This is a genomic window from Vibrio fortis (genome assembly GCF_000695685.1).
GTDB classification, from domain to species: Bacteria; Pseudomonadota; Gammaproteobacteria; order Enterobacterales; family Vibrionaceae; genus Vibrio; species Vibrio fortis_A.
Genome location: NZ_JFFR01000027.1, coordinates 256,779 through 277,214, shown reverse-complemented (window position 1 = coordinate 277,214; position 20,436 = coordinate 256,779). Strand labels below are relative to the sequence as shown.

Sequence of the window (20,436 nt, the reverse complement as noted above, 5' to 3'; positions counted from 1 at the left end):
TCCCTCTAACATCAGAGGGAGTCTTCGCTCAACAGATAAGAAGTCGTGTCGAGTTACAGATGCTTAACGCGACGTTTAACTTCTTCCTGCTTACCAAAGTTAAATGGTCGAGCGTCAGGACTGCCTAGGTAACCACAAACACGGCGTGTTACTGACACTTTGGTTGAGTCATGGTTGCCACATTTAGGACAAGTAAAACCTTTACTCGTACAGTCAAACTCACCGTTATAACCACACTCGTAACACTCATCAATCGGTGTATTTGTACCGTAGTAAGGCACGCGCGTGTAGCTATAATCCCAAACGTTTTCAAGCGCTTCGATGTTCTTCTGCATGTTAGGAAATTCGCCGTAACAGATAAAACCACCGCTTGAGATCTCTGGGTAAGGCATCTCAAAATCGATCTTATCGTAAGGGTTAACCTTCTTCTGAACATCTAGGTGGAAACTGTTAGTGTAGTAACCACGATCCGTTACGCCTTCAATCACACCAAACTCTTTAGTATCGATGCTGCAGAAGCGACTACATAGGTTTTCACTTGGCGTACCGTATAGGCTAAACGCATACCCTGTCTCTTTGGTCCAAGTTTCCACTTCGCGTTTCATGTATTGAACAAGCTCAAGTGCCTTGTTACGCATCTCAGTGTCGTCGTACAGGTGCGTTTCTGTACCAAATAACGCAGTCATCGCTTCATGAATACCGATATAGCCAAGAGACACCGAAGCACGGCCGTTCTTAAAGATATCTGCAATCGAATCGTCAGCTTTCAGACGAACGCCACACGCCCCTTCCATGTACAGAATTGGAGCTACGCGAGCTTTCACGTTCTCAAGACGGCTGATTCGAGTCTCTAGTGCACGACGAGCCAGTTTTAACTTTTCGTCTAGCAATGCGTAGAACTTTGTCATGTCGCCTTTCGCATTGATAGCAATACGTGGCAGGTTAAGGCTCACAACACCTAAATTGTTACGACCTTCATGGATAAGCTCACCGTTTTCTTCGTAAGTATTTAGGAAGCTACGGCAGCCCATCGGTGTTTTGAATGAACCTGTCACCTCAACCACTTTGTCGTAGTTAAGGATATCTGGGTACATGCGCTTAGAAGCACACTCAAGCGCTAGCTGTTTGATATCGTAATTCGGATCACCTGACTTGTGGTTTAGGCCATCTTTGATTGCAAAAACAAGTTTTGGGAATACCGCTGTTTTACGGTTCTTACCAAGACCAGCGATGCGGTTTTTCAAGATCGATTGTTGGATCAATTTTGATCCCCAGCTTTCGCCTAAACCAAAACCAAACGTCACAAATGGTGTTTGGCCATTCGCCGTATGTAGCGTGTTTACTTCGTACTCTAGCGATTGGAATGCGTCGTAACACTCTTTCTCAGTGCGAGCGATAGCAAAGGCTTCAGGGTTATGAATGTCCCACTCTTTAGCAAGCTGAAGGTGCTTTTCGTAGCTCGCCATTACATAAGGTTCTAGTACTTCGTCAATACGGTTGATCGTCGTGCCGCCGTAAATGTGGCTCGCCACTTGTGCAATAATCTGGGCTGTTACTGCTGTCGCGGTTGAGATTGATTTTGGTGTATCAATCTCTGCATTACCCATCTTAAAGCCGTGAGTTAACATGCCTTTTAAGTCGATCAGCATGCAGTTAAACATCGGGAAGAATGGTGCGTAATCTAGATCGTGATAGTGAATGTCGCCGCTTTCGTGCGCTTGAACGATATCACGTGGCAAAATGTGTGTTTTCGCATAGTGTTTAGCCACGATACCAGCAAGAAGATCACGCTGTGTTGGAATCACTTTACCGTCTTTGTTGGCATTTTCGTTGATTAGGTCAACGTTACTCTCTTCAATCAGACCTTCGATTTCGCGTGTCAAAGCACTTTGCTTCTCACGCGCAATATCGCGGTCGTGGCGGTATTCGATGTACGCACGAGCAAGAGACTTATAAGGCCCCTGCATAAGCTCATTCTCAACCATGGTTTGAATTTCAGAGATATGAACTTCATCGTACTCTTCGAGCTTTAATTCCACAGCCAATGCCACATTCAAAGCATAAATGGCAATTTCCTTATCTGACTTTTCTGATGCTGCTTCCACTGCAGCTTGGATGCGATCTCTGCTGAATGGAGCTCTTGAGCCATCACGCTTGATTACGATTGATTTCACCACTTCTCCTTACTCTCTAGGTATTCACAGACTTATCCACAAACACACTATATAGAGCGATTTATCGTTTAACTAACACTAGATATTGTGGCGTATTTAACGAGAACCACCAAACGCGAGTATTGATTTGGATCAATAAAAGAGGAGTGCTGACTAAGATCAATTCAATCTTATGACGTTATCTCTCAAGTCGAAAAAGAAACAATGTAACAATAAAAAAGTGGCTAAAAAGCCTTGAATTTTTGCCAAGTGTTGTAGGATAACGGCTCAGGGAAAATCAACACAAAATTCAGAGAAAAACGCCGTGAATATACTTCAAAAGTGGGTTATCACCACCTGCCTATTTAGTAGTACCGCTTTAAGTGCACCTCTAAGCATATCAAGTTGGAATATTGAATGGTTATCAACCAATGAGGCTGTGAATAAAATGAGTGAGCTTCGTAAGGAGAAAGATTTCAACCAACTCTCTTACCACTTTAAGCAACTCAATAGCGATGTGATGGCATTCCAAGAGGTCGATAATATTGAGGCTATAAAGCGCGTTGTTGGTCCTGATTTTCGTATCGTGATGTCTGACCGAGCATCTAACCGATACAAAGCGAACCAGTTCTCAGATGTAAACCAATACACAGGCTTCGCCGTTAGGCAAAATATTAATGTCGTTAATAAGCCCGACTTAAAGCTTGAAACACGCTCTGGCAGTAAACTTAGGTTTGCAAGCTACATTGTAGCGGAGCTTCATGATAAACCCGTACATTTGCTCTCGGTACACTTAAAAGCGGGTTGTAGCGGTGCTTACAAGCGCAATAACAACTGTGAGCGACTCAAGCAGCAAGCTAAGGTGTTAAATGATTGGATAGTAGAACGGGAAAAGAAACAACAGAGTTATGCGGTGCTGGGTGATTTCAATCATAACCTATCCTATCGTGGTGATTGGCTTTGGTTTGTACTGAGTGAAAACAACCGAGCGCAATTAGCTACCCGTTCGACGTCGGCGGACTGTAAAGTACGCTCCAATCGCAACAAAAACCGAACTCATCAATTCCGCTCTCTGATAGACCACATTGTAGTCAGTGACGATTTGAGTACATCATCGACAAAACAGTACGTGTTCCCTTCTCAAGATGTCCTTGACTACTTTCTTAGCGATCACTGCCCTGTATCAACGCAGATAGAACGTTAGGCCACGATTACAATTAAGACATATTATTAGTGAAATGACCGCTAAAGAGATAAACAAAAACGCCCGCAGAGAGACAAATCACTACGGGCGTTTTAAGAAACACGGCAAACTAAATTCGTTGACCTACGTTTCTTGCGATCATTAGTACTTCATCAGCCGAGTATAAGTTTGAAATCGTGGTTTCAACCTCAGCACCCAGTGTTGATTTGTACAATTGCTGTGCAAAGTTATCTGCACGAGTCGTCACCAAAACATGTTTGAGCGTTGAGCCTTGTTCAGCTAGTACTTCTTTGACTACTTTTAACGAACCAAGTATCAGTGTGCGGCCTAAGCCTTTGCCTTGTTGTTCAGTAGAAACAGCCAATTGCTCTAGCTCTAAAACAGCTTCTGGACGAAAACCGCTTTTTTGAACCCAGATGATGTAACCTTGAATCTCTCCATCGAGCTCTAATACAAAGTTAATGAAGCGTGGCGATGCATTTAAGTTACATTGTAACCACTCTTTTGACTTAGTTTGGCGTACAAACGCTTGTTGGTGAACTCTTGCTGCACCATCAAGGTCTTCAGCTTGCATTAACCTTACGTTCATCAAATTACATCTCTGAATTAGGGCGTGTTTTACAGTGTAAAATTGCTTTCTCTAAAAGCTCCAGCGCCGATTTATCATTCTCTGGAAGTGTTGCATCCGAAGTCCCTAATGGTTCAACACGCTCACCCCAAGTAATGTGGCCAGCACCCCATGTAAGACCAGCGCCAAACGCAGCAACAAGAATATTCGCACCAGGCTTAACAGCACCCTGTTCAAGCGCTTCACACATAGCAATAGGCACAGTTGCGGCAGAAGTATTGCCGTAATTCTGAATGTTAACGAAGGCCTTCTCTTTTTCAATACCCGCCATGTCACACAAAGTATGAATAATACGGATGTTCGCTTGGTGTGGGATAACCACATCAATGTTGTCAGTTGAGATACCTGTGCGACTAAGTACTGTATGAGCGGCTGCCCCCATGCCTTTCACTGCACGCTTGAAGATCTCTTTACCAACGAAGTCAAAATCCCAGTAACCATTGTCTGCTGCAAATCGATCCATTGAAGTACCGAACTTCGGCACCGCTAGAATATCGCGACCTTCCGCATCACAACCGATTTGAGCTTGTTGTAGACCAACTGGCTTTTCAGTGCGAGACAGCACAGCAGCACCGGCTCCATCACCAAATAGTACAGCGGTGTCACGCTTGGTCCAATCAATGAAGAATGACAGTCTCTCGGCACCAATTACGATAGCGTTACGGTAGTTACCTGCTTGAATTAAGCGCGTCGCTGTTTCAAGGCCATAAAGGAAGCCAGTACACGCTGCATTCAAGTCAAATGCTGCTGCACCTTTAATACCAAGGTTTTGCTGTACTTTTGAAGCGGTGTTTGGAATAAGAGAGTCAGGAGAGCAAGTCGCAACAATGACGATATCAATATCATCAGCAGTCAAACCAGCACAAGCCATCGCATGCTGAGCTGCAACTGTCGCTAAATCAGATGTATTAACGTGGCTAATTCTTCTGTTTTCAATCCCTGTTCTTGTACGAATCCACTCGTCAGACGTATCGATAAAAGTACTGAGGTCATCATTGGAGAGCGTCGCTGGCGGTAGACACTTTCCCCACCCGGTAATTTCAGCGTAAAACTTTGTCATCATTTACCTATTTATTGTTTGTTTTTATTTGAGTATCGTAGTGTTGTTTCAAACAGTATAAGCACACAGGGGCTAGTTCGTAAATCGCGTTAGTCAATGTGGAGCAATAAAAAGAGAAAGTTATGTCTACATTCAATACTCGTTGCCCTGCTTGTCAGGGTGTTAACCGTGTTCCCTCTGAGCGAGTTTCAGAAAGCCCGACATGTGGTAAGTGTAAAGCGCCACTCCTAGATGGTGCGCCAGTGGAAGGAACCAGTGTTAACTTTTCAACGTTACTTAACAGTGACCAACCTGTTGTGGTCGATTTCTGGGCAACATGGTGTAATCCATGTGTCGGCTTTGCACCGGTATTTAGTGATGTTGCCGCTGAACGAAACGGCAATGTGCGCTTTGTGAAGATCAATACCGAAGAGCAACAACAGATCGCCGCTCAGTTTGCTATTCGTAGTATTCCAACCGTTATGGTGTTTAAACAAGGTAAAGTGGTGGACACTATTAATGGCGCTTTACCAAAAGGCCAATTTGATCAGTGGCTTAATCAAGCTCTAACCAAATAAATACATAAGTCAGAACAGCCTACACTGTTCTGACTTTTCTCGCGTACTTACTTAAACCACAACACTTTGTTAGATATGGCGATAAAAAGCCTTAATATCGCATTTAAATCGTTAGCTCACGCTCTTTTGTCATCTCACCTTCTTCTGACTTTCGGAATTCACACAAGCCGTGCTCCTTTTTGATCTGTTCAGAAATCTTCTCAGCAATCATGATCGTCGGTGCATTGGTATTCGCCCCAACTAAGGTTGGCATAATAGACGCATCAACCACTCTGATTCCTTGTAATCCATAAACCTTAAGGTTTTCATCCACCACTGCGGCATTGTCCGATGCGGTACCCATTTTGCAAGTACCTACCGGGTGATACTGAGTATCTGCACGATTTCGAATATCTTGCTCAATGGCTTGGTCATCTGAAGCGTCGACTGGATAAAAGTTTGCTCCGCGAACATCATCAAACGGTGCGCTTTCCATCATTTGATATTGTTTCTTCCATCCTTTTATCATCACTTTCATATCGTCTGGATCACTGAAGAATGCCGGATCGATCTTTGGTGGATCGTATGGGTTATTGCTTTGAAGTGCCACGGTTCCGCGGCTTTTTGGCCTCAATAAAGTAACGTGAGAACTAAACCCGTGACTCATATGAATTTTCCGTGCATGGTCATCGACAACAGCGACGACAAACACAAATTCTAAGTCTGGTACCGTCAAACCCTGCTCGGAATAAAAGAAACCAATACCTTCAGCGAAATTACTGGTCATTTTTCCGGTTCGCTCTTTGAGCCATAAAGGTAGCGCTTTGGTCATGTCCGCGCTCATTTGCAGCGATATACCAAACGTCTCATGTTTGTCGCTGCACTTGTAACTGTGAATCAAGTCGATGTGATCTTGAAGGTTTTGCCCGACACCCTCTAACGAGTGAACTATTGGCAATCCATGCTGTTCAAGCTCATGTGTTGCGCCAACACCTGACAACATCAGAATTTGCGGTGAACCGAAGGCCCCTGCAGATAGTACGACTTCTTTGCGCGCGCCGATCTGAAATGATTGCCCTTTTGTGCCGTATTCAATGCCGACTGCTGTTTTTTCCTCAAAGAGTACCTTATGCACTGTTGCGTTGGTGACAACGGTTAGGTTCTTTCGTTCTAGGTTTGGTGTTAGATACGCTTTAGCGGCACTGCATCGCTCTCCGTTTAACTGAGTCACTTGAGTTGCCATCGCGCCAAATTGCTCTGCACCGTTGATATCTGGGTTTCTCGGTACGCCAATAGATTCACAAGCATCCAAATAACGCTCAATCATTTGGCTCGGACTGCGAAGGTTAGCGACGTTCAACGGACCACCTTGTCCATGATAATCATCGCAGTGTTGTTCGTTGTTCTCTGCCTTCTTAAAGTAAGGCAAACAATCGTGATAGCTCCATCCTGCGTTCCCTAGTTCTTGCCATAAATCGTAATCATATTTGTGACCACGGGCGTACATCATGGCATTGATAGAACTAGAACCACCCAATGTCTTACCACGTGGTTGATAACCTTTACGTCCATTCAAACCCGGTTGAGGAACGGTCTCAAAACCCCAGTTGTGGATCTTGGTCGGCATAATGGCGGCAACACCGATAGGTGTATGAATCAACGGACTATTGTCTTTACCACCAGCCTCTAACAAACAGACTTCAACATTAGGGTCTTCCGAGAGCCGAGAAGCCAACACGCAACCCGCAGAGCCGCCTCCGACAATAATGAAATCATACTGCATCATTGATGAACTCCTTTCCTTGTGTTGGACTTAATTCTCGTTTTAGAACCTTACCTGTGGCTGTCATTGGTAGAACTGTACGTATATACACATGTCGAGGATATTTGTAATCGGCCAACTGACTACGACACCAAGACTGAAGCTCTTTGGCATTGACCGACGCCAGTTCACGTACAACAACATGAACATGAACCTCTTCGCCAAGCTTATCATCCGGTGCACCAACCACGGCTGCCATCTCTACATCCGGATGACACATCAGAACTTCTTCAATCTCACGCGGGTAAACGTTATAGCCACCACGGATGATCATGTCTTTCACTCGATCAACAATGAACAGGTTACCGTGTCCATCAAGTTTTCCAATATCCCCTGTTAGAAACCATCCATCACGAATGCTCTCTTCTGTCGCTTTAGGCCTCTTGTAATAGCCTTTCATTACACTCGGGCTTTTAATGCATATCTCCCCCAACTCGCCCCGAACAACGCTATTTCCCTCAATGTCTGTCACTTTAATCAAGTGACCACATAACGGCTGACCAACACTACCCGCGACTCTATCACCATCAATATGATTGAATGTCGCAACGGGCGCTGTTTCTGATAGTCCATAACCCTCTAAAATGGGTAATTCAAACTGTTTTTCAAACTGACGGATAGTTTCCACGGGCATTGAAGCACCGCCTGAAACACCAAGCCTTAAGCTATGTTTGACTTTGTCTGAGCGCTCTTGGCACGCTTGTCCTGCTTTAAGGATAGCCATGTACATAGTAGGCACCCCAGCAAACACACTCACCTTGTGATCAATAATCTGATCAATTACATCTGAAGGATCAAAACGCTGAATCATGACAATTGTCGCGCCCGTTAAGATACTGGCGTTCATCATCACTGTTTGGCCAAAACTGTGGAACAACGGCAATGTTGCGAGTGTGGTGTCACTGTACTCTAACCTCATCAGATATTGTGATGACATCGCATTAGTGTGCATGTTGGTATGCGACAGTTCTGCGCCTTTAGGTTGCCCCGTCGTACCTGAGGTATAAAGGATAACCGCCGTATCATCACCTGCGACTACCTGAGCTTCTGATTGATTTTGGCTGATTCCTTGTTCACTAGTTTCTAACCAATGTTTGAATTGGCTTTCGGCATCAGAAGTGACGTCACTCACCAATACAAAGTGCTCGCATCCTTCCACTTGATCAAAGCCTTGCTTACCAAAATCAGCAATAGGCAAAGTTGGATCCCCTTGATGACATAAAAACACCTTAGCATCTGAATCTTTGAGGTGGTATTCAACTTCACGAGCCTTGAATAGAATATTTAAAGGAACCACAACAGCACCCGCTTTAAGAATGCCATAGTAAGCAATAACGAATTCAGCGGTGTTAGGACAAGACAAAGCTACCTTGTCGCCTTGTTGTATACCAAGCTGCTTCAAATGAAAGGCAACCTTACCAGACAGATCGTTTAGCTCTTGATAACTTACTTGTTTGTCTTGCCATCGCAATGCAGGTTTCGTAGGGAATATCGCCGCGCTACGTTCTAGGTTTACTGCCAGGTTGTGCATCATGCTCTCCTCATTTTTAAGTGACAATGTAACGAGAAAGACGTTAATACATCGCCACCAGCTAGATCCATTTCAAATTTCGTCGAGTTTACCGAATGCTTTTAGGACTCCATGTCTCCTTTAGCAATCATCGAACTTTCATGATTACAACATTTTGATAACATCCAACACAGGTTGCATAAAGACAAAAAACGGTGATATTCGGACAAAGCAATGGGAATTGTTACTGTTTGGGTGAGACTAGGAGGACTACATGGAGCAATGCGCGGTTTATGAGCCCGATTTACAAGCTTTTGGGATTTTGGACGTCCAGTTATTGCTACGTTATTTAGACACTCGAGTTCCAATCCCTGAGCTACTCGAAGGCACCCATATTGATCCATTGCAGCTTACAGCCCCTGATGCTCATATCTCCCTTGCACAAAAGCTCGCGGTATACAGTAACGCGTTGGCTATCACTGAAGAAAAGGAACTAGGGCTGAATGTTGGGCTACAGGCTCGCTTTAGTGATTTTGGCGTCTTGGGGTATGCAGTTTTTAGTAGTAATACCCTACTCGATTCTTTATTGATGGGATTTAAGTACTTAAAACTTGCGGGCCCCGTTCTCAAGAAAACCATGTCAGTCAATGAAAAGACTGGGTATTTTCGCGCTGAACAGCTTGTCGATATCGAAGGCTTGTTACCTTTTTGCTGTGAGTACTGGTTTGTAGCAATTCAAAGCCTATGCGAAGAAGTAATGCAACAGCCTTTTCCTTCAAAAGTGATCCGTTTTCCCTACCCTGAACCAGAATACGGGCACCGTTACCAAGAAGTATTTCATTGCCCTGTCGAATTCGATAGCCAACAGTTGGAATGGGAGTTTGATTCGGCTTGCCTCTATGCACCGTTGCCAACCGCTAACCCTATAACACTAAAAATGTGTCTCAACTCTTGTGATGATCTACTTAAAAAGATCAGTTCACCAAGCAACCTGCGAGAACAAGTCACGCAGTGTTTTCTCGAGAATCCTGGCAACTACCCCTCTATTGAAGCACTGTCCAAACAGTTGGGCATGTCATCGCGTACACTGAGACGTCATTTGAAAACCTGCGGTACCAGCTACCAACAGATTCTCGATCATGTGCGCTTTCACCTAGCTAAACACTATTTGCACTCAACTCAATTTTCCATTGAAGATATCTCTGAGCGCGTCGGTTTTTCCGACAGTGCCAACTTTCGACATGCGTTTCGAAAATGGAGCGGTGTTGCACCCCGAGCTTTTCGAAAAAGCCTTCTTTCGGAAGCGCCCTTAGAGTAAAGCTACTGTGTTAATAAATACAGCCCAATAAAACGCCTCAAATCTGTTTCAAAATTTCATTGGACGCACAATCAATTAACCGGTTTTAACGTCATTTCGATCCGCTTTCGAGTCTGTTTTATGCCGTTAGTTTATCGATTCTACTCGATAAAAATCTTTTATCTTAACGGTCATTTTAATTCGTTTTACCTAACGCCCTTTGTGCCCCATAGTCGCGGAAAATTCACTGTTCCACAACTATATAGAGGCTACCGCATTGGACAACATCCAAACCAACACTCGCATAACCGTTCCAGTGATTGCACTGTCTTTCTACGCGATTGCATCAGGTTACTTGATGAGCTCTTTGCCATTAATGTTATCTGAGTACGGTCTAGAAAGTTCATTATCGAGTTGGTTAGCAAGTGCGTTCTATGCAGGTCTATTAGCAGGCACGTTACTGATTGAGCGTGCGATTGCAAAAGTTGGTCACCAACGTGCATTCGTGCTTTGCTTAAGTGTGTTTATCGCAACGATTCTTGTACTGCCATTACTTCCTAATGCAGCAGTCTGGTTAGCAGCTCGATTCATTGCGGGTATCTCTGTTGCAGGTATCTTTGTGATTGTTGAATCTTGGCTAATGAGCGGTGAAGAGTCTCAACGTGCAAAACGCTTGGCTATTTACATGTGTTCACTTTACGGTGGCTCTGCTATTGGTCAGTTAGGAATCGGGTACTTAGGCATTACTGGTGGCGTGCCGTTCATTGCAATGTTCACACTGTTGTTTGGCGCGATCATTGTATTGCTTTACGGTCAAACAACCGCACCACAGATGCATGACGCACAAACATTGTCGCTTAAGCAGATCAGCAAACTGAGCCACAGCGCGCTTATCGGTTGCATTGTATCTGGCCTGACACTTGGTGCTATCTACGGTCTGATGCCAGTCGAGCTAGAGCAGCGTAACATTGCTCACGAAGACATTGGTGGCCTAATGGCATTGGTGATCATTGGCGGTATGGCGGTACAACCGGTTGTCACTTGGTTGTCTAAATATGTTGGTCAGGTCCTGTTGATGGCGCTATTTAGCTTGATGGGCGTTGCTAGCATTGCGGTACTGACACTTAACGCAGGCCTTTACGTGCTAGGCATGAGCCTTTTTGCACTTGGGATGGCGACATTCGCTCTATACCCTATTGCAATTAATTTAGGTTGCCGCAACTTAGACCCAAACTACTTAGTGTCCGTGACGCAAGTGATGCTACTTTGCTACAGCATTGGCTCGGTTGCCGGTCCTATCGTCGCAGATAGCTTTATGGACTCTCAAGCAGGTTTGTTTACCTATTTGTTTGCCTCTCTATTGGCGACAACGATCTACATGTTGATTGCAAGCCTAAAGCGCTCTCACCTACAAATTGCGGGCGAGTAATAAGTTTCTCCACAAACACTTTGGCGCTGAAACCTTAGTACACTCCACACACTAAGTTCAGCGCCAAATATTCTTGTCGAATCTATCACAAGCACTCATCACTGCATTCTCACTCAGGCCAATAACTCCCTAGTTCTTAAATTCTTTCGTTCCTGTGCTTTCTACATCAGCAAAATCGAACAATGATCATTTAGCCCTTTAATCACTTAACATGGTCAATCAGCCGCTTACGATATTGACTTGGAGATAGTCCAAAGTGCTTTTTAAATCGGTGAGAGAAATTATATGGATCTTTATAGCCCAAACGATGTGAGATCATCGAGATCGACCATTCTCGATACTTGAGTAAGCTCGCGGCTTTTTCCATTCTTAACTGAATCAGCTTACTCCTTGGTGACATGTGAAACAGAGACTTGGTTACTCTGTTCAGTTGCTCTTCACTCACAAACACCTGTTCCGCCATACCTGCAACAGTCCAAGGCAGGTGTAAGCTACTTTCAATTTCATTGTAGAGCGCTTGAACTCGCGCTGTTGTGCTGGTGGACTTCGGTTCGAATCCGGTCAGCATTCTTACGATTTCACTGACCAACAACTTGCGATAGCTCGCTCGCCCTCCGATCTCAAAGTAGATCAAATTCATTAATGACCAGACTTGCTCACATTCACTAAACGGCACAATCGACTGACCTAAGTCTGCAATGTGCTCCCACTGTTTAGTTTCAGGCAATAACATCCAGGCCATTTTCCAAAAGTTTTGTCGTGGGTCTAATTCAAAGCGAAACGCGCTGCCCGCAGGAAGGACAACCAGAGTGTAAGGAGAGATCTCTTGGACATAATCTGGCGTGGTTAAGATTCCTCCTCCTTCTTGAGTGAAAATCAAAGTATGGACGTTCACTCGCTCTCGCTCGACCCAATACTGATCATACAGCTTCGCCATCCCTCCCATGAATACACCGCTACGTTTCATTTCTGGAATATCTTCAACGGTCAAAAATCGTTCTTTACATGTTTCTGCAAGAAAGACTTCATCTTGCCAAATGTTTTTTGGTTTCATTTCATCAATGACGGATTTGCACAGGTTTTGTTGTTTTTTGAACATGTTTTTATCTCTTCCAAATCACTATAGTTCTGCCATCAATTGGAGAGCTTATGACCACGAACATTAACCCTAACTCAAATGCCAACCACAAGCCAGAGCACCTTTTATCTCGTATAATCAAGCTTGGTTTGCCTGTTGCGTTACAAAGCGCTTTGGTTGCAATACTTGCCTTAGCCGATGTGCTAATGGTGAGTGATTTTGGTATGGAAGCCGCTGCCGCTGTGGGAATTGCATCAAAATGGCATTTCGTCGCTATTATGATTATGGCAGGACTAGCATCAGCAAACGGTACGCTGGTTGCTCAATATTGGGGCAAAAGTGACCGCAAGAGTGCTCGTACCGTTACGTCAGTCGCTATGACATTCGGTCTTAAGGTACTGGTACCTGTTACCTTGGTAATCACCTTAGGCGCAAAACTGTTAATGATGCTGCAAACCAGCGATCAGTCAGTCATTGACTTAGGTGCAACTTACCTTTGGTACGGCTTCCCAGTACTGCTACTGACACACATTGTTATTGTGACGGAAGCAAGTATGCGTTCTTCTGGTGATACCGTGACACCGCTGATCCTTGGTGCGATCACCATCGCACTAAACATCGCGTTAAACTTTGTGCTGATTCAAGGTGCATTTGGTTTACCAGCGATGGGCGTAGCGGGTGCAGCTTTAGCGACAACATTAGCGCGCTTAATTCAAGTCGGTATGATGTACGCGTACATGAGAGTGAAAAAGCACTGGTTGCTAACAACGGAGAGCTCTATACACCGCCCTTCGTTATGGCTTTCTTACCGTCGCTTAGCATTGCCATTGACGCTTAACGCTGTTCTTTGGGCTGTCGGGACTATGGCGTATCAAATGATCTTTGGTCACATGGGAACCACTGAGCTTGCTGTGTTCTCTATGTTGGCGCCTTTTGAGTCGCTTTGTTATTCCGTGTTCTTCGGTATATCCGTCGCGTGCTCAGTGTTGCTTGGTCATTCACTTGGTCGTGACGAGTTTGATCAAGCGATGCGTATGGGGCTGACGTTTATTAAAGCGGTAGTAGGTTTCGGCGTACTAGTGGGTGCTGCTCTATTTATAGGTAAAGAACATGTTCTTACGTGGCTAAACCTCGATGAGGCTGCACTCTACCCACTTGCATCACCAGCAATCACTATCATGTGCTTTGCGGTAGTGATTCGTATGCTAAACATGGTGATCATCAACGGTATTATTCGCGCAGGCGGAGATAACCCTTTCTGCCTAAGAATGGACTTTATCGCGATGTGGATGGTAGGTATTCCTGTCTGCTTCTACGGCGCCTTCATTGCAGGGTGGGATTTCAAATACATCTACGGTCTGATGTTAGTAGAAGAAGTGGTGAAGTTAGCGATCTGTTCACATCGCTATATGAGCCGCCGTTGGATCAATAACCTGACGATCAGTACAGAAGAGCCTCAAACAGCTTAACGCTTTTCTAAACATGTCTACTGAAACACAATGACAATATCAAAGATAAGGGCCTGACTGACAGGCCCTTATCTTATTTGTTCTTATTCATCCTTACATGGCGATTTGAAGCATTCGCTTCAGGCTTAATTGGAGCCACACGCCTTTCGTGTAACAGGTGACGAATCGCCAATATTGGATGTTTAAGTAGCATCCTCGGCCCTGAGTAGCGCATGACCAAGCGCATATGTTCTTTAGGGTCAGGTTTATAACAGTGTATTGGACACTTATTACAAGTCGGTTTTGCCTCACCATATGGACATCGGTCCAAACGCGTCTCTGCATACTCAAGCAGAGCGGTGCACTCCTGACACAGACCGTTCGTCTTATGGTGATCTTTACAATAGATCTCAACCATAGCAACAACCGTTTTAAACTCGGTTGCTAACCCACCAATTAATATATCTTTGCTTTGGTACATGAACTCTCACTTGCCAACCATTGAGCGACAAATCCACACTCCTTTGTGTATGCAGACGAATCGTATTCGCCTACCTATCATGTCCCTATCTCATTGCGTTAAATCGCCACTCAAGCATTGAGTTATTTATCTAAAATGATTATCCTCCAACGCCTTAATAAATTACAAGGTTATGCAGCCATGAATCGCAAGAAAAAGATCAATGATATATTAAAAAAGAAACAGAAAAAGGCGAACGCCAAGCTGCATAAGAGCAATAAACCTCGCTACATCTCAAAAGCTGAGCGCGCAAAAATGGAAGAAGAAGAGAAAGCACAACAAGCTGCTGCCGAGCAAAGTGACCTTTCTTCTGAAACAAGCAGCGATAGCGATACCGCGTCTGAATAAAACAGATTCACTGTATCGAATCATAAATACGAAAAAGCAGCCCTCGTGGCTGCTTTTTTAGTTATGGATGTTATCGAAGTTAGCTCTTAACTGGTTTTAGCTCCCAACGTTTTAGTGGCATCTGTGAATCAATACCCGCACGCCCCCAACGATCTAACGAGTCGACCACCAAAATGCGACTTGCAGGTACCAAAGATTTAAGTAGTTTCGTTGGCTTTCGTGATGTGACTAGCCATAACGAATCATCATCTTCAAACAACGCTTTAAGGTTTGCTTTGTCTTGTTCTGACCACTCTAGTTCCGCCGTGAACAATCTCTCTTCAACGAACAACTGACTGCCTGACGCAAAATCTTCAAGGCTTTCATTAAGCAACACTACGGAATCTACTTCATTATCGAGAAGCACAGCTTGTTGTTGATTGATCAGCTCGCGCACGTCCAACATGATACGTTGTAGGTTGCCATCAATCTGCTCAGCTTTCGTAGGCCAAAGCTTTTTAAAATCGTCTGCAACAATTGCCGCCATGCGAGTTAAGTTCGTCGGATTCAACCACGCATATTTTGATACTTGACCATTCGGCAACGTCAACGCAGCCACGCCCTGTGCTCTCGGTGTAATAGCTTGTGCGGCATCTACCTCGACCAAACGAATATTGGCTTGCCTCGCATGTACAAACGTTGGGTCTTCAGGCCATACTGAACCCAGAGTCAACGCAACCGTTGCTTCCGCACCCGACGCCATGACTTTCGCTTGCCCTTTCGTTGAGAACCAATTCGGCAAACGCTCAATACCGTATCGCTTTGGAGGTAGATATTCCGTTGTTAGCTCTGTGCCTTTTGTTAATTCAATCGCCAATGCATAAGTCACTGGTGTACTGACCAAAATATCTTCCGCATGACTTGCTGGAGAGACGACGCATACAGCCGCTAAACTGAATGCTAGCCCTACTTTCTTTAACTTTCGATTAATCATTACGCTTTTCTCACGATTCGATATAGTGTCGCCAGAAGGAAGAAGCTTGCAGACACGATAATGATAGATGCACCTGAAGGGACAGGAAGTTTCAGCTCCATCGGTAATATGGTTCCTACTAAACACGCAATGGTTGCTAACAACGCAGATAAGAGCACAAAACTGCCCATGCGCTTTGTTAACAAACGAGCTGTAGCGCCTGGGATGAGCAACAGTGCGCCCACCAACACAGCTCCAACAATCTTAACCGCAGCGATGGTAACCAAGGTGATCATCATTACGAACAGATAGTCGTAGAAACTGGTGTTGTAGCCGCGCACTTTTGCAATATCAGGGCTAATACAGGTCAGTAGAATACGGTTAAATGTTGGAATCAGTAGCAAGATAATCAATGCGCAGCTTCCTGCTAGAATCGCTAAGTCGCGGTCCGTCACTGTTAATATCGAACCAAACAGCACGTTCTCTAGCATGTGGATGTTGATCTTACGCGCGACATACATCAAAAGCGCCGCGCCCACAGCTAACGCCAATGCTAAAAATACACCCACCAAAGTGTCATAAGGAACGTTGGTTCTGTTTCTCACGAAATGCAGTAACAATGCGAAGATCATGCAGAAACTGAAAAGGCCAATAAACGGATTCTCTGGTGGCTCGCCAAGTAACACTCCGATAGCAATCCCCGTCAATGCGGCGTGACCAACGGCCTCAGAGAAAAATGCCAAACGCTTAGCAATAACCAAAGTACCTAAGCCACCAAGTAACGGGCCTAACAATAGAGCAGCCACCAGTGCGTTTACCATAAAGGCGTACATAAAACTTTCAGACAGTATGCCAGCCTCAACACCAGAAGCCGCCAATTCACGTAGCCAATCCATTACGCTACCTCCGACTGTTTGGTGTAATTTGAGCCACTGCTATAGTGTTGGAATAAGCTTTCGATCTTGCTTGGGTGCAACACTTCTTGATGCGCGCCACTGTCAACCAACCCGCGATTCACAACATGAACATTCGCTTCGAGTCGTCTTACGGCTGTAACGTCGTGATGAACAGCAAGGATTGTTCTACCCTCATCAACACATTCACGAATGAGCGACTCTAAATATCTAACACCTTGTTCATCCATGCCTGTAGTTGGCTCATCAAGCACCAAAAGACTTGGGTTATCCAGTAGCGCTTGAGCAAACAAAACACGTTGCTGTTCACCACCCGATAGCTGTCCCATACGGCGGTCGCTACGTGTTGCCATACCGACGCGGTCTAGTTGGGCCAAAGCCATTTGCAATTGCTTAGATTTACGACGCCAAAACAATGGTACACGGCTCTGGTTGAGCAATACGAAATCCATGACAGTTAGCGGTAGACTCGCCTCAAAAGTCGCTTTCTGAGGTACATAACCGATGCTTGGCTTTTCTGGCCAATGGATATCGATGTCACCACTAAAAGGCGTTAAACCGAGAACTGAGCGAAGCAGAGATGTTTTACCACCACCGTTTGGTCCCATGATCACATGACACTCGCCAGAACCCAGCTCAAGAGAAATGTCCTCAAGAATGACATTATTATCGTATTGGAGACCGAGCCGATTGATAGAAATTGAAGGGCCTTGCATTATGCCTTCCCTTTTTCTGATTGATTCTTAGCAGCGAACTTCATCGCTTCGATCAGGGTTTCTAAATTTTGTTTCATTTCAACTTCAACTTTGTCGTCTTCATATTCACCATGCGTCATGTGTGAGAAGCGATATAACTGAACACCGGTTTCAGTTTCAATGGTGTCGACAAAGCGGTTAGGCATATTCAGTTCGTAGAAGAGTACATCAATACCCGATTGGCGGATCTTCTCGATAGTTTCTTGAAGTTGACTTGCGCTTGGCTCTACACCGTGTGCTGGTTCAATTACCGCCGCTACGTCAACACCAAATTCTTGTAAGATGTAACCGTAAGCATTGTGAGTTGTGGCTACTTTCATACCAGACGTGTCTAGCTCACCCAAAGAAAGCATCGCATCACGTTTCATGTAACGGAATTGCTTAGCGTATTTGCGGGCATTCTTGCGGTAAAACTTCGCATTATCAGGGTCAAGCTTAGATAGTTCGCTAGCAATGGTGTAAACCTTTTGGATAGTCGTAGAAAGCCCAACGAAAGTATGAGGATTGACTGCGCCTTGGCCTACAGATTGCCCCAGTGCAGGCAGTAGAGGCACTTCTTTATTCGCTTCAATCACCACTAAGTCGTTACGTTGTGACGCTGCAATGACTTTAAGTGCGAAATCATCGTGACCAATACCATTCACAACAATCGCATCCATCTGGCTGAGGCGTTTTAAATCGTTTGGCTGTGGCAAGTAGTTATGAGGGTTAAAGCCTGCATCAACCAAAGGAAGGATATTAACTTTGTCACCGACTACCGCTTTAACATAGCTATAGTAAGGCTGAAGTGTGATGCCGACAGTCAGTTTGTCTTCATCAATTTTGTAGTCTGCAGCTTGAGCAAACATAGAGCTTAAAGACGCCCAAAATAGGACAAATAGTGTAATAATTCGCATGCGCTCTCTCATATTTTTTAATGTGCATCATCTTCGTGATGCTGATTTACCATCGCTTCTGACTCTGTAACCACCTGCTTCCATCCTGCTGCTGATAGTGCATCAATATCGAATTTCGTTGGCGCTTCAACCTGACCTTTCAGATTAATCCAAATCTCGGGAGCGATAGAGTTCGCGTTCATCACAAAAGAGTCGGCAAAACCTGCTAGCTTCGGTGAGGCAAAATAGTAACCTGAACCTAGATGCTTCCAGCTGTGTTCACCTTTTCTTTTCCAGCTTTGATCTTGAGTAAATGGCGCTACCCACTCCTCTTGCAGGAACTCTACATCGGGCCATTGCTCATCATTGTCTAGATAAAGATCCCTGATTTCTTCATGGGCCAATCTAAGCTCTGCAAGCATAGCGAGGTTTTCTTGTTCAACGTCGGTAACAAGAATTTGATGCTCAAATGCCGTAGTGACATGAATTTCTGCTTGGTGGTATGGAATAGCAAGAGTTGCAAAGCCTAAGATTGAAGCGATGATCAGTGCTACCCATTTACCTTCTCTGCCGCCAGTATCGGCTCTAACAGACTGAATGATCATTTCTCACTGATCTCAACGACATCAACTTCAACAGGAAACTCGTGCCCCGAATCGAACACGATGTAAAAGTCCGCGTCTGGCTTTTTGAATTCGGCAATAGAACGTTTATCTGTCATCACTTTAGCAATTAAATTGTCTTCGTAATCATACATTTCGACTGAGTAGTCGATCGCCTTACTGCCATCAGAGTAACCAGCTTCACATGCAATAATCTCGCTCTCAAACCAGCAACTCATTAATGGGAAGTGTGCCTGTGCTGGTAACGCGAGCACGCCAAGACCCAAAGCCAAACATGGTTTAGCTAAACCGATTAATTTTGTTTTTATTCTCATAACTCTTTACCTAGCAAAGGGAGAACTCAGTGTCTTTACTGAGCAACAAAGGGCTCAAGTGAGCCCTAAATATAAAACCGTCTTTTTCAAAGCGATTATTGAAGAAGCGCTTCAAATGTTAGGTGAACATTTGAACTTGCTTTGTCCGCTAATGGGTTGTCTTTCAGTTCACCTTTGTAGTTTGCTTTCATTACGTAACGACCCGCCACATCTGGTGTAAATGTAATTTCGCCATTTTCATCGCTCACCACATCAATCTGCTCTTGGTGGTTACGATAAAGTGTACCTTCACGTGTAATTTCCGCAGTTACACCTTTCTGAATCTCTCCGTTGTAGAAGAATTGGAAAGTCACCGGTTCACCTTCAATAATATCTGCAGGGTGAGTAATAGGTTTCATCTCTAGCAGCTTGCCTTCAATCTCAAACGCCTTCTCAGTCGGCTTACCCACGGTGATGTAGCTTTCCGCTCGGGTGTAACTGATTTGAGTCACAACATCACGAGCCTTTTCAGGAAGTAACGCATCACGCTCAGCTTTATTAGCGCGCATCCATTTTACGGTGTCGCGACGGCCTGCTTTATACTGCGTGTAGTAAGAAGGAACGTTGTTTACCGCTACCTTGTGCGTGCCTTCTTCTTCAAAATAGAAATCAAAGCTTGAACGGCGTTTACCGCGGATAACAAAGTTTGGGCGCTCTTTGCGGCCATCTGGCATGATGATTTGTGCGCTCTCGCTACCAGCAGGCTTATCAAAAACAAATGTTCCGTGAGATGCGGTCACATCAAAAGTCAACCAATCGCCACCCTCTTTAGAAACTGTAAAATGAGAAGGAAGAATCCAGCGCGGGTGTGCTTGAGCCGTTGTGGTTGCTGCAAGACCGAATCCCATAACGCCAGCTAGAGCTAACGCTTTCATCTTTGTTTGTTTCATCATGAATAAGTCCATTCTTTCTGTATAAATTGATTATTAGA

Annotated in this window: 20 protein-coding genes; 6 read left to right on the top strand and 14 right to left on the bottom strand. The window is 44.7% G+C overall.

Translation table 11 applies throughout. The features are described from left to right. Positions 1–53 precede the first annotated feature (53 nt). Positions 54–2,174 carry an anaerobic ribonucleoside-triphosphate reductase gene (gene nrdD, locus VFDL14_RS05770; RefSeq protein ID WP_032552506.1) on the bottom strand — a complete coding sequence of 707 codons (2,121 nt, stop codon included), beginning with the start codon at positions 2,172–2,174 and terminating at the stop codon, positions 54–56. A gap of 304 nt (positions 2,175–2,478) precedes the next feature. Here nrdD and VFDL14_RS05775 point away from each other — a divergent pair, with 304 nt between their 5' ends. Next, positions 2,479–3,357 carry an endonuclease/exonuclease/phosphatase family protein gene (locus VFDL14_RS05775; RefSeq protein ID WP_032552505.1) on the top strand — a complete coding sequence of 293 codons (879 nt, stop codon included), beginning with the start codon at positions 2,479–2,481 and terminating at the stop codon, positions 3,355–3,357. Between the two features lie 109 nt (positions 3,358–3,466). On the opposite strand, the gene VFDL14_RS05780 is transcribed toward VFDL14_RS05775, so the two are convergent. Together VFDL14_RS05780 and VFDL14_RS05785 are read right to left on the bottom strand one after the other, a co-directional pair. Next, on the bottom strand, positions 3,467–3,931 hold the full coding sequence (locus VFDL14_RS05780) for a GNAT family N-acetyltransferase (protein ID WP_032552504.1): 465 nt from the start codon (positions 3,929–3,931) through the stop codon (positions 3,467–3,469). 19 nt (positions 3,932–3,950) lie between these two features. After that, complete coding sequence (locus VFDL14_RS05785; protein WP_032552503.1) at positions 3,951–5,045, bottom strand: ketoacyl-ACP synthase III; 1,095 nt, start codon at positions 5,043–5,045, stop codon at positions 3,951–3,953. Positions 5,046–5,167: 122 nt separating this feature from the next. On the opposite strand from VFDL14_RS05785, the gene trxC reads away from it, so the two are divergent. Then, on the top strand, positions 5,168–5,602 hold the full coding sequence (trxC, locus tag VFDL14_RS05790; RefSeq protein ID WP_032552502.1) for a thioredoxin TrxC: 435 nt from the start codon (positions 5,168–5,170) through the stop codon (positions 5,600–5,602). Between the two features lie 103 nt (positions 5,603–5,705). Here the strand turns inward: trxC and VFDL14_RS05795 are convergent, their stop codons facing one another. Both VFDL14_RS05795 and VFDL14_RS05800 read right to left on the bottom strand, forming a co-directional pair. Further along, on the bottom strand, positions 5,706–7,367 hold the full coding sequence (locus VFDL14_RS05795; RefSeq protein WP_032552501.1) for a GMC family oxidoreductase: 1,662 nt from the start codon (positions 7,365–7,367) through the stop codon (positions 5,706–5,708). Then, positions 7,354–8,934, bottom strand: coding sequence for a long-chain-fatty-acid--CoA ligase (locus VFDL14_RS05800; protein ID WP_032552934.1), 1,581 nt, complete (start codon positions 8,932–8,934; stop codon positions 7,354–7,356). Before VFDL14_RS05800 ends, VFDL14_RS05795 begins: the two co-directional genes overlap by 14 nt. A 253-nt stretch (positions 8,935–9,187) precedes the next feature. Here VFDL14_RS05800 and VFDL14_RS05805 point away from each other — a divergent pair, with 253 nt between their 5' ends. Further along, positions 9,188–10,231, top strand: coding sequence for an AraC family transcriptional regulator (locus VFDL14_RS05805; protein ID WP_032552500.1), 1,044 nt, complete (start codon positions 9,188–9,190; stop codon positions 10,229–10,231). Positions 10,232–10,487: 256 nt separating this feature from the next. Further along, positions 10,488–11,639, top strand: a complete 1,152-nt coding sequence (locus tag VFDL14_RS05810; protein ID WP_032552499.1) for an MFS transporter — start codon at positions 10,488–10,490, stop codon at positions 11,637–11,639. A gap of 202 nt (positions 11,640–11,841) precedes the next feature. Here VFDL14_RS05810 and VFDL14_RS05815 read toward each other — a convergent pair whose 3' ends face one another. After that, positions 11,842–12,738: a helix-turn-helix transcriptional regulator gene (locus tag VFDL14_RS05815; RefSeq protein ID WP_032552498.1), complete on the bottom strand. Its 897-nt coding sequence runs from the start codon at positions 12,736–12,738 to the stop codon at positions 11,842–11,844. 50 nt (positions 12,739–12,788) lie between these two features. On the opposite strand from VFDL14_RS05815, the gene VFDL14_RS05820 reads away from it, so the two are divergent. Continuing rightward, the gene (locus VFDL14_RS05820) at positions 12,789–14,186 is read left to right on the top strand and encodes an MATE family efflux transporter (protein ID WP_032552497.1); all 1,398 of its coding nucleotides are present in this window, start codon (positions 12,789–12,791) and stop codon (positions 14,184–14,186) included. A gap of 73 nt (positions 14,187–14,259) precedes the next feature. Here the strand turns inward: VFDL14_RS05820 and VFDL14_RS05825 are convergent, their stop codons facing one another. Then, positions 14,260–14,646, bottom strand: a complete 387-nt coding sequence (locus tag VFDL14_RS05825; protein WP_032552496.1) for a nitrous oxide-stimulated promoter family protein — start codon at positions 14,644–14,646, stop codon at positions 14,260–14,262. 180 nt (positions 14,647–14,826) lie between these two features. Between VFDL14_RS05825 and VFDL14_RS05830 the strand changes: the two genes are divergently transcribed. After that, positions 14,827–15,033 (top strand): DUF2986 domain-containing protein, encoded by a 207-nt coding sequence (locus VFDL14_RS05830; protein ID WP_032552933.1) that lies wholly within the window; start codon positions 14,827–14,829, stop codon positions 15,031–15,033. Positions 15,034–15,112: 79 nt separating this feature from the next. Here VFDL14_RS05830 and VFDL14_RS05835 read toward each other — a convergent pair whose 3' ends face one another. The 7 genes from VFDL14_RS05835 to VFDL14_RS05865 form a co-directional block, all read right to left on the bottom strand. Further along, positions 15,113–16,006 (bottom strand): ABC transporter substrate-binding protein, encoded by an 894-nt coding sequence (locus tag VFDL14_RS05835; protein WP_032552495.1) that lies wholly within the window; start codon positions 16,004–16,006, stop codon positions 15,113–15,115. Then, a complete protein-coding gene (locus VFDL14_RS05840; RefSeq protein WP_032552494.1) occupies positions 16,006–16,881 on the bottom strand; it encodes a metal ABC transporter permease in 876 nt (291 codons plus the stop codon). Before VFDL14_RS05840 ends, VFDL14_RS05835 begins: the two co-directional genes overlap by 1 nt. After that, entirely contained in the window at positions 16,881–17,615 is a 735-nt protein-coding gene (locus VFDL14_RS05845) for a metal ABC transporter ATP-binding protein (RefSeq protein WP_032552493.1), read from the bottom strand. The genes VFDL14_RS05840 and VFDL14_RS05845 overlap by 1 nt, the downstream gene beginning before the upstream one ends. Next, entirely contained in the window at positions 17,615–18,550 is a 936-nt protein-coding gene (locus VFDL14_RS05850; RefSeq protein WP_032552492.1) for a metal ABC transporter solute-binding protein, Zn/Mn family, read from the bottom strand. The genes VFDL14_RS05845 and VFDL14_RS05850 overlap by 1 nt, the downstream gene beginning before the upstream one ends. A gap of 17 nt (positions 18,551–18,567) precedes the next feature. Then, positions 18,568–19,134: a DUF6162 family protein gene (locus VFDL14_RS05855; protein ID WP_032552491.1), complete on the bottom strand. Its 567-nt coding sequence runs from the start codon at positions 19,132–19,134 to the stop codon at positions 18,568–18,570. Next, positions 19,131–19,466 carry a hypothetical protein gene (locus VFDL14_RS05860; protein WP_032552490.1) on the bottom strand — a complete coding sequence of 112 codons (336 nt, stop codon included), beginning with the start codon at positions 19,464–19,466 and terminating at the stop codon, positions 19,131–19,133. Before VFDL14_RS05860 ends, VFDL14_RS05855 begins: the two co-directional genes overlap by 4 nt. A gap of 95 nt (positions 19,467–19,561) precedes the next feature. Further along, positions 19,562–20,398 carry a DUF4198 domain-containing protein gene (locus VFDL14_RS05865; RefSeq protein ID WP_032552489.1) on the bottom strand — a complete coding sequence of 279 codons (837 nt, stop codon included), beginning with the start codon at positions 20,396–20,398 and terminating at the stop codon, positions 19,562–19,564. Positions 20,399–20,436: the final 38 nt, after the last annotated feature.

Coding starts and splice junctions, on each gene's coding strand:
- VFDL14_RS05845 (WP_032552493.1), bottom strand. CDS start 17,615: ATGCAAGGCCCTTCAATTTCTATCAATCGGCTCGGTCTCCAATACGAT.
- VFDL14_RS05830 (WP_032552933.1), top strand. CDS start 14,827: ATGAATCGCAAGAAAAAGATCAATGATATATTAAAAAAGAAACAGAAA.
- VFDL14_RS05795 (WP_032552501.1), bottom strand. CDS start 7,367: ATGATGCAGTATGATTTCATTATTGTCGGAGGCGGCTCTGCGGGTTGC.
- VFDL14_RS05850 (WP_032552492.1), bottom strand. CDS start 18,550: ATGCGAATTATTACACTATTTGTCCTATTTTGGGCGTCTTTAAGCTCT.
- VFDL14_RS05840 (WP_032552494.1), bottom strand. CDS start 16,881: ATGGATTGGCTACGTGAATTGGCGGCTTCTGGTGTTGAGGCTGGCATA.
- VFDL14_RS05855 (WP_032552491.1), bottom strand. CDS start 19,134: ATGATCATTCAGTCTGTTAGAGCCGATACTGGCGGCAGAGAAGGTAAA.
- VFDL14_RS05805 (WP_032552500.1), top strand. CDS start 9,188: ATGGAGCAATGCGCGGTTTATGAGCCCGATTTACAAGCTTTTGGGATT.
- VFDL14_RS05785 (WP_032552503.1), bottom strand. CDS start 5,045: ATGACAAAGTTTTACGCTGAAATTACCGGGTGGGGAAAGTGTCTACCG.
- VFDL14_RS05780 (WP_032552504.1), bottom strand. CDS start 3,931: ATGCAAGCTGAAGACCTTGATGGTGCAGCAAGAGTTCACCAACAAGCG.
- VFDL14_RS05865 (WP_032552489.1), bottom strand. CDS start 20,398: ATGATGAAACAAACAAAGATGAAAGCGTTAGCTCTAGCTGGCGTTATG.
- VFDL14_RS05860 (WP_032552490.1), bottom strand. CDS start 19,466: ATGAGAATAAAAACAAAATTAATCGGTTTAGCTAAACCATGTTTGGCT.
- VFDL14_RS05825 (WP_032552496.1), bottom strand. CDS start 14,646: ATGTACCAAAGCAAAGATATATTAATTGGTGGGTTAGCAACCGAGTTT.
- VFDL14_RS05820 (WP_032552497.1), top strand. CDS start 12,789: ATGACCACGAACATTAACCCTAACTCAAATGCCAACCACAAGCCAGAG.
- VFDL14_RS05815 (WP_032552498.1), bottom strand. CDS start 12,738: ATGTTCAAAAAACAACAAAACCTGTGCAAATCCGTCATTGATGAAATG.
- trxC (WP_032552502.1), top strand. CDS start 5,168: ATGTCTACATTCAATACTCGTTGCCCTGCTTGTCAGGGTGTTAACCGT.
- VFDL14_RS05835 (WP_032552495.1), bottom strand. CDS start 16,006: ATGATTAATCGAAAGTTAAAGAAAGTAGGGCTAGCATTCAGTTTAGCG.
- VFDL14_RS05800 (WP_032552934.1), bottom strand. CDS start 8,934: ATGCACAACCTGGCAGTAAACCTAGAACGTAGCGCGGCGATATTCCCT.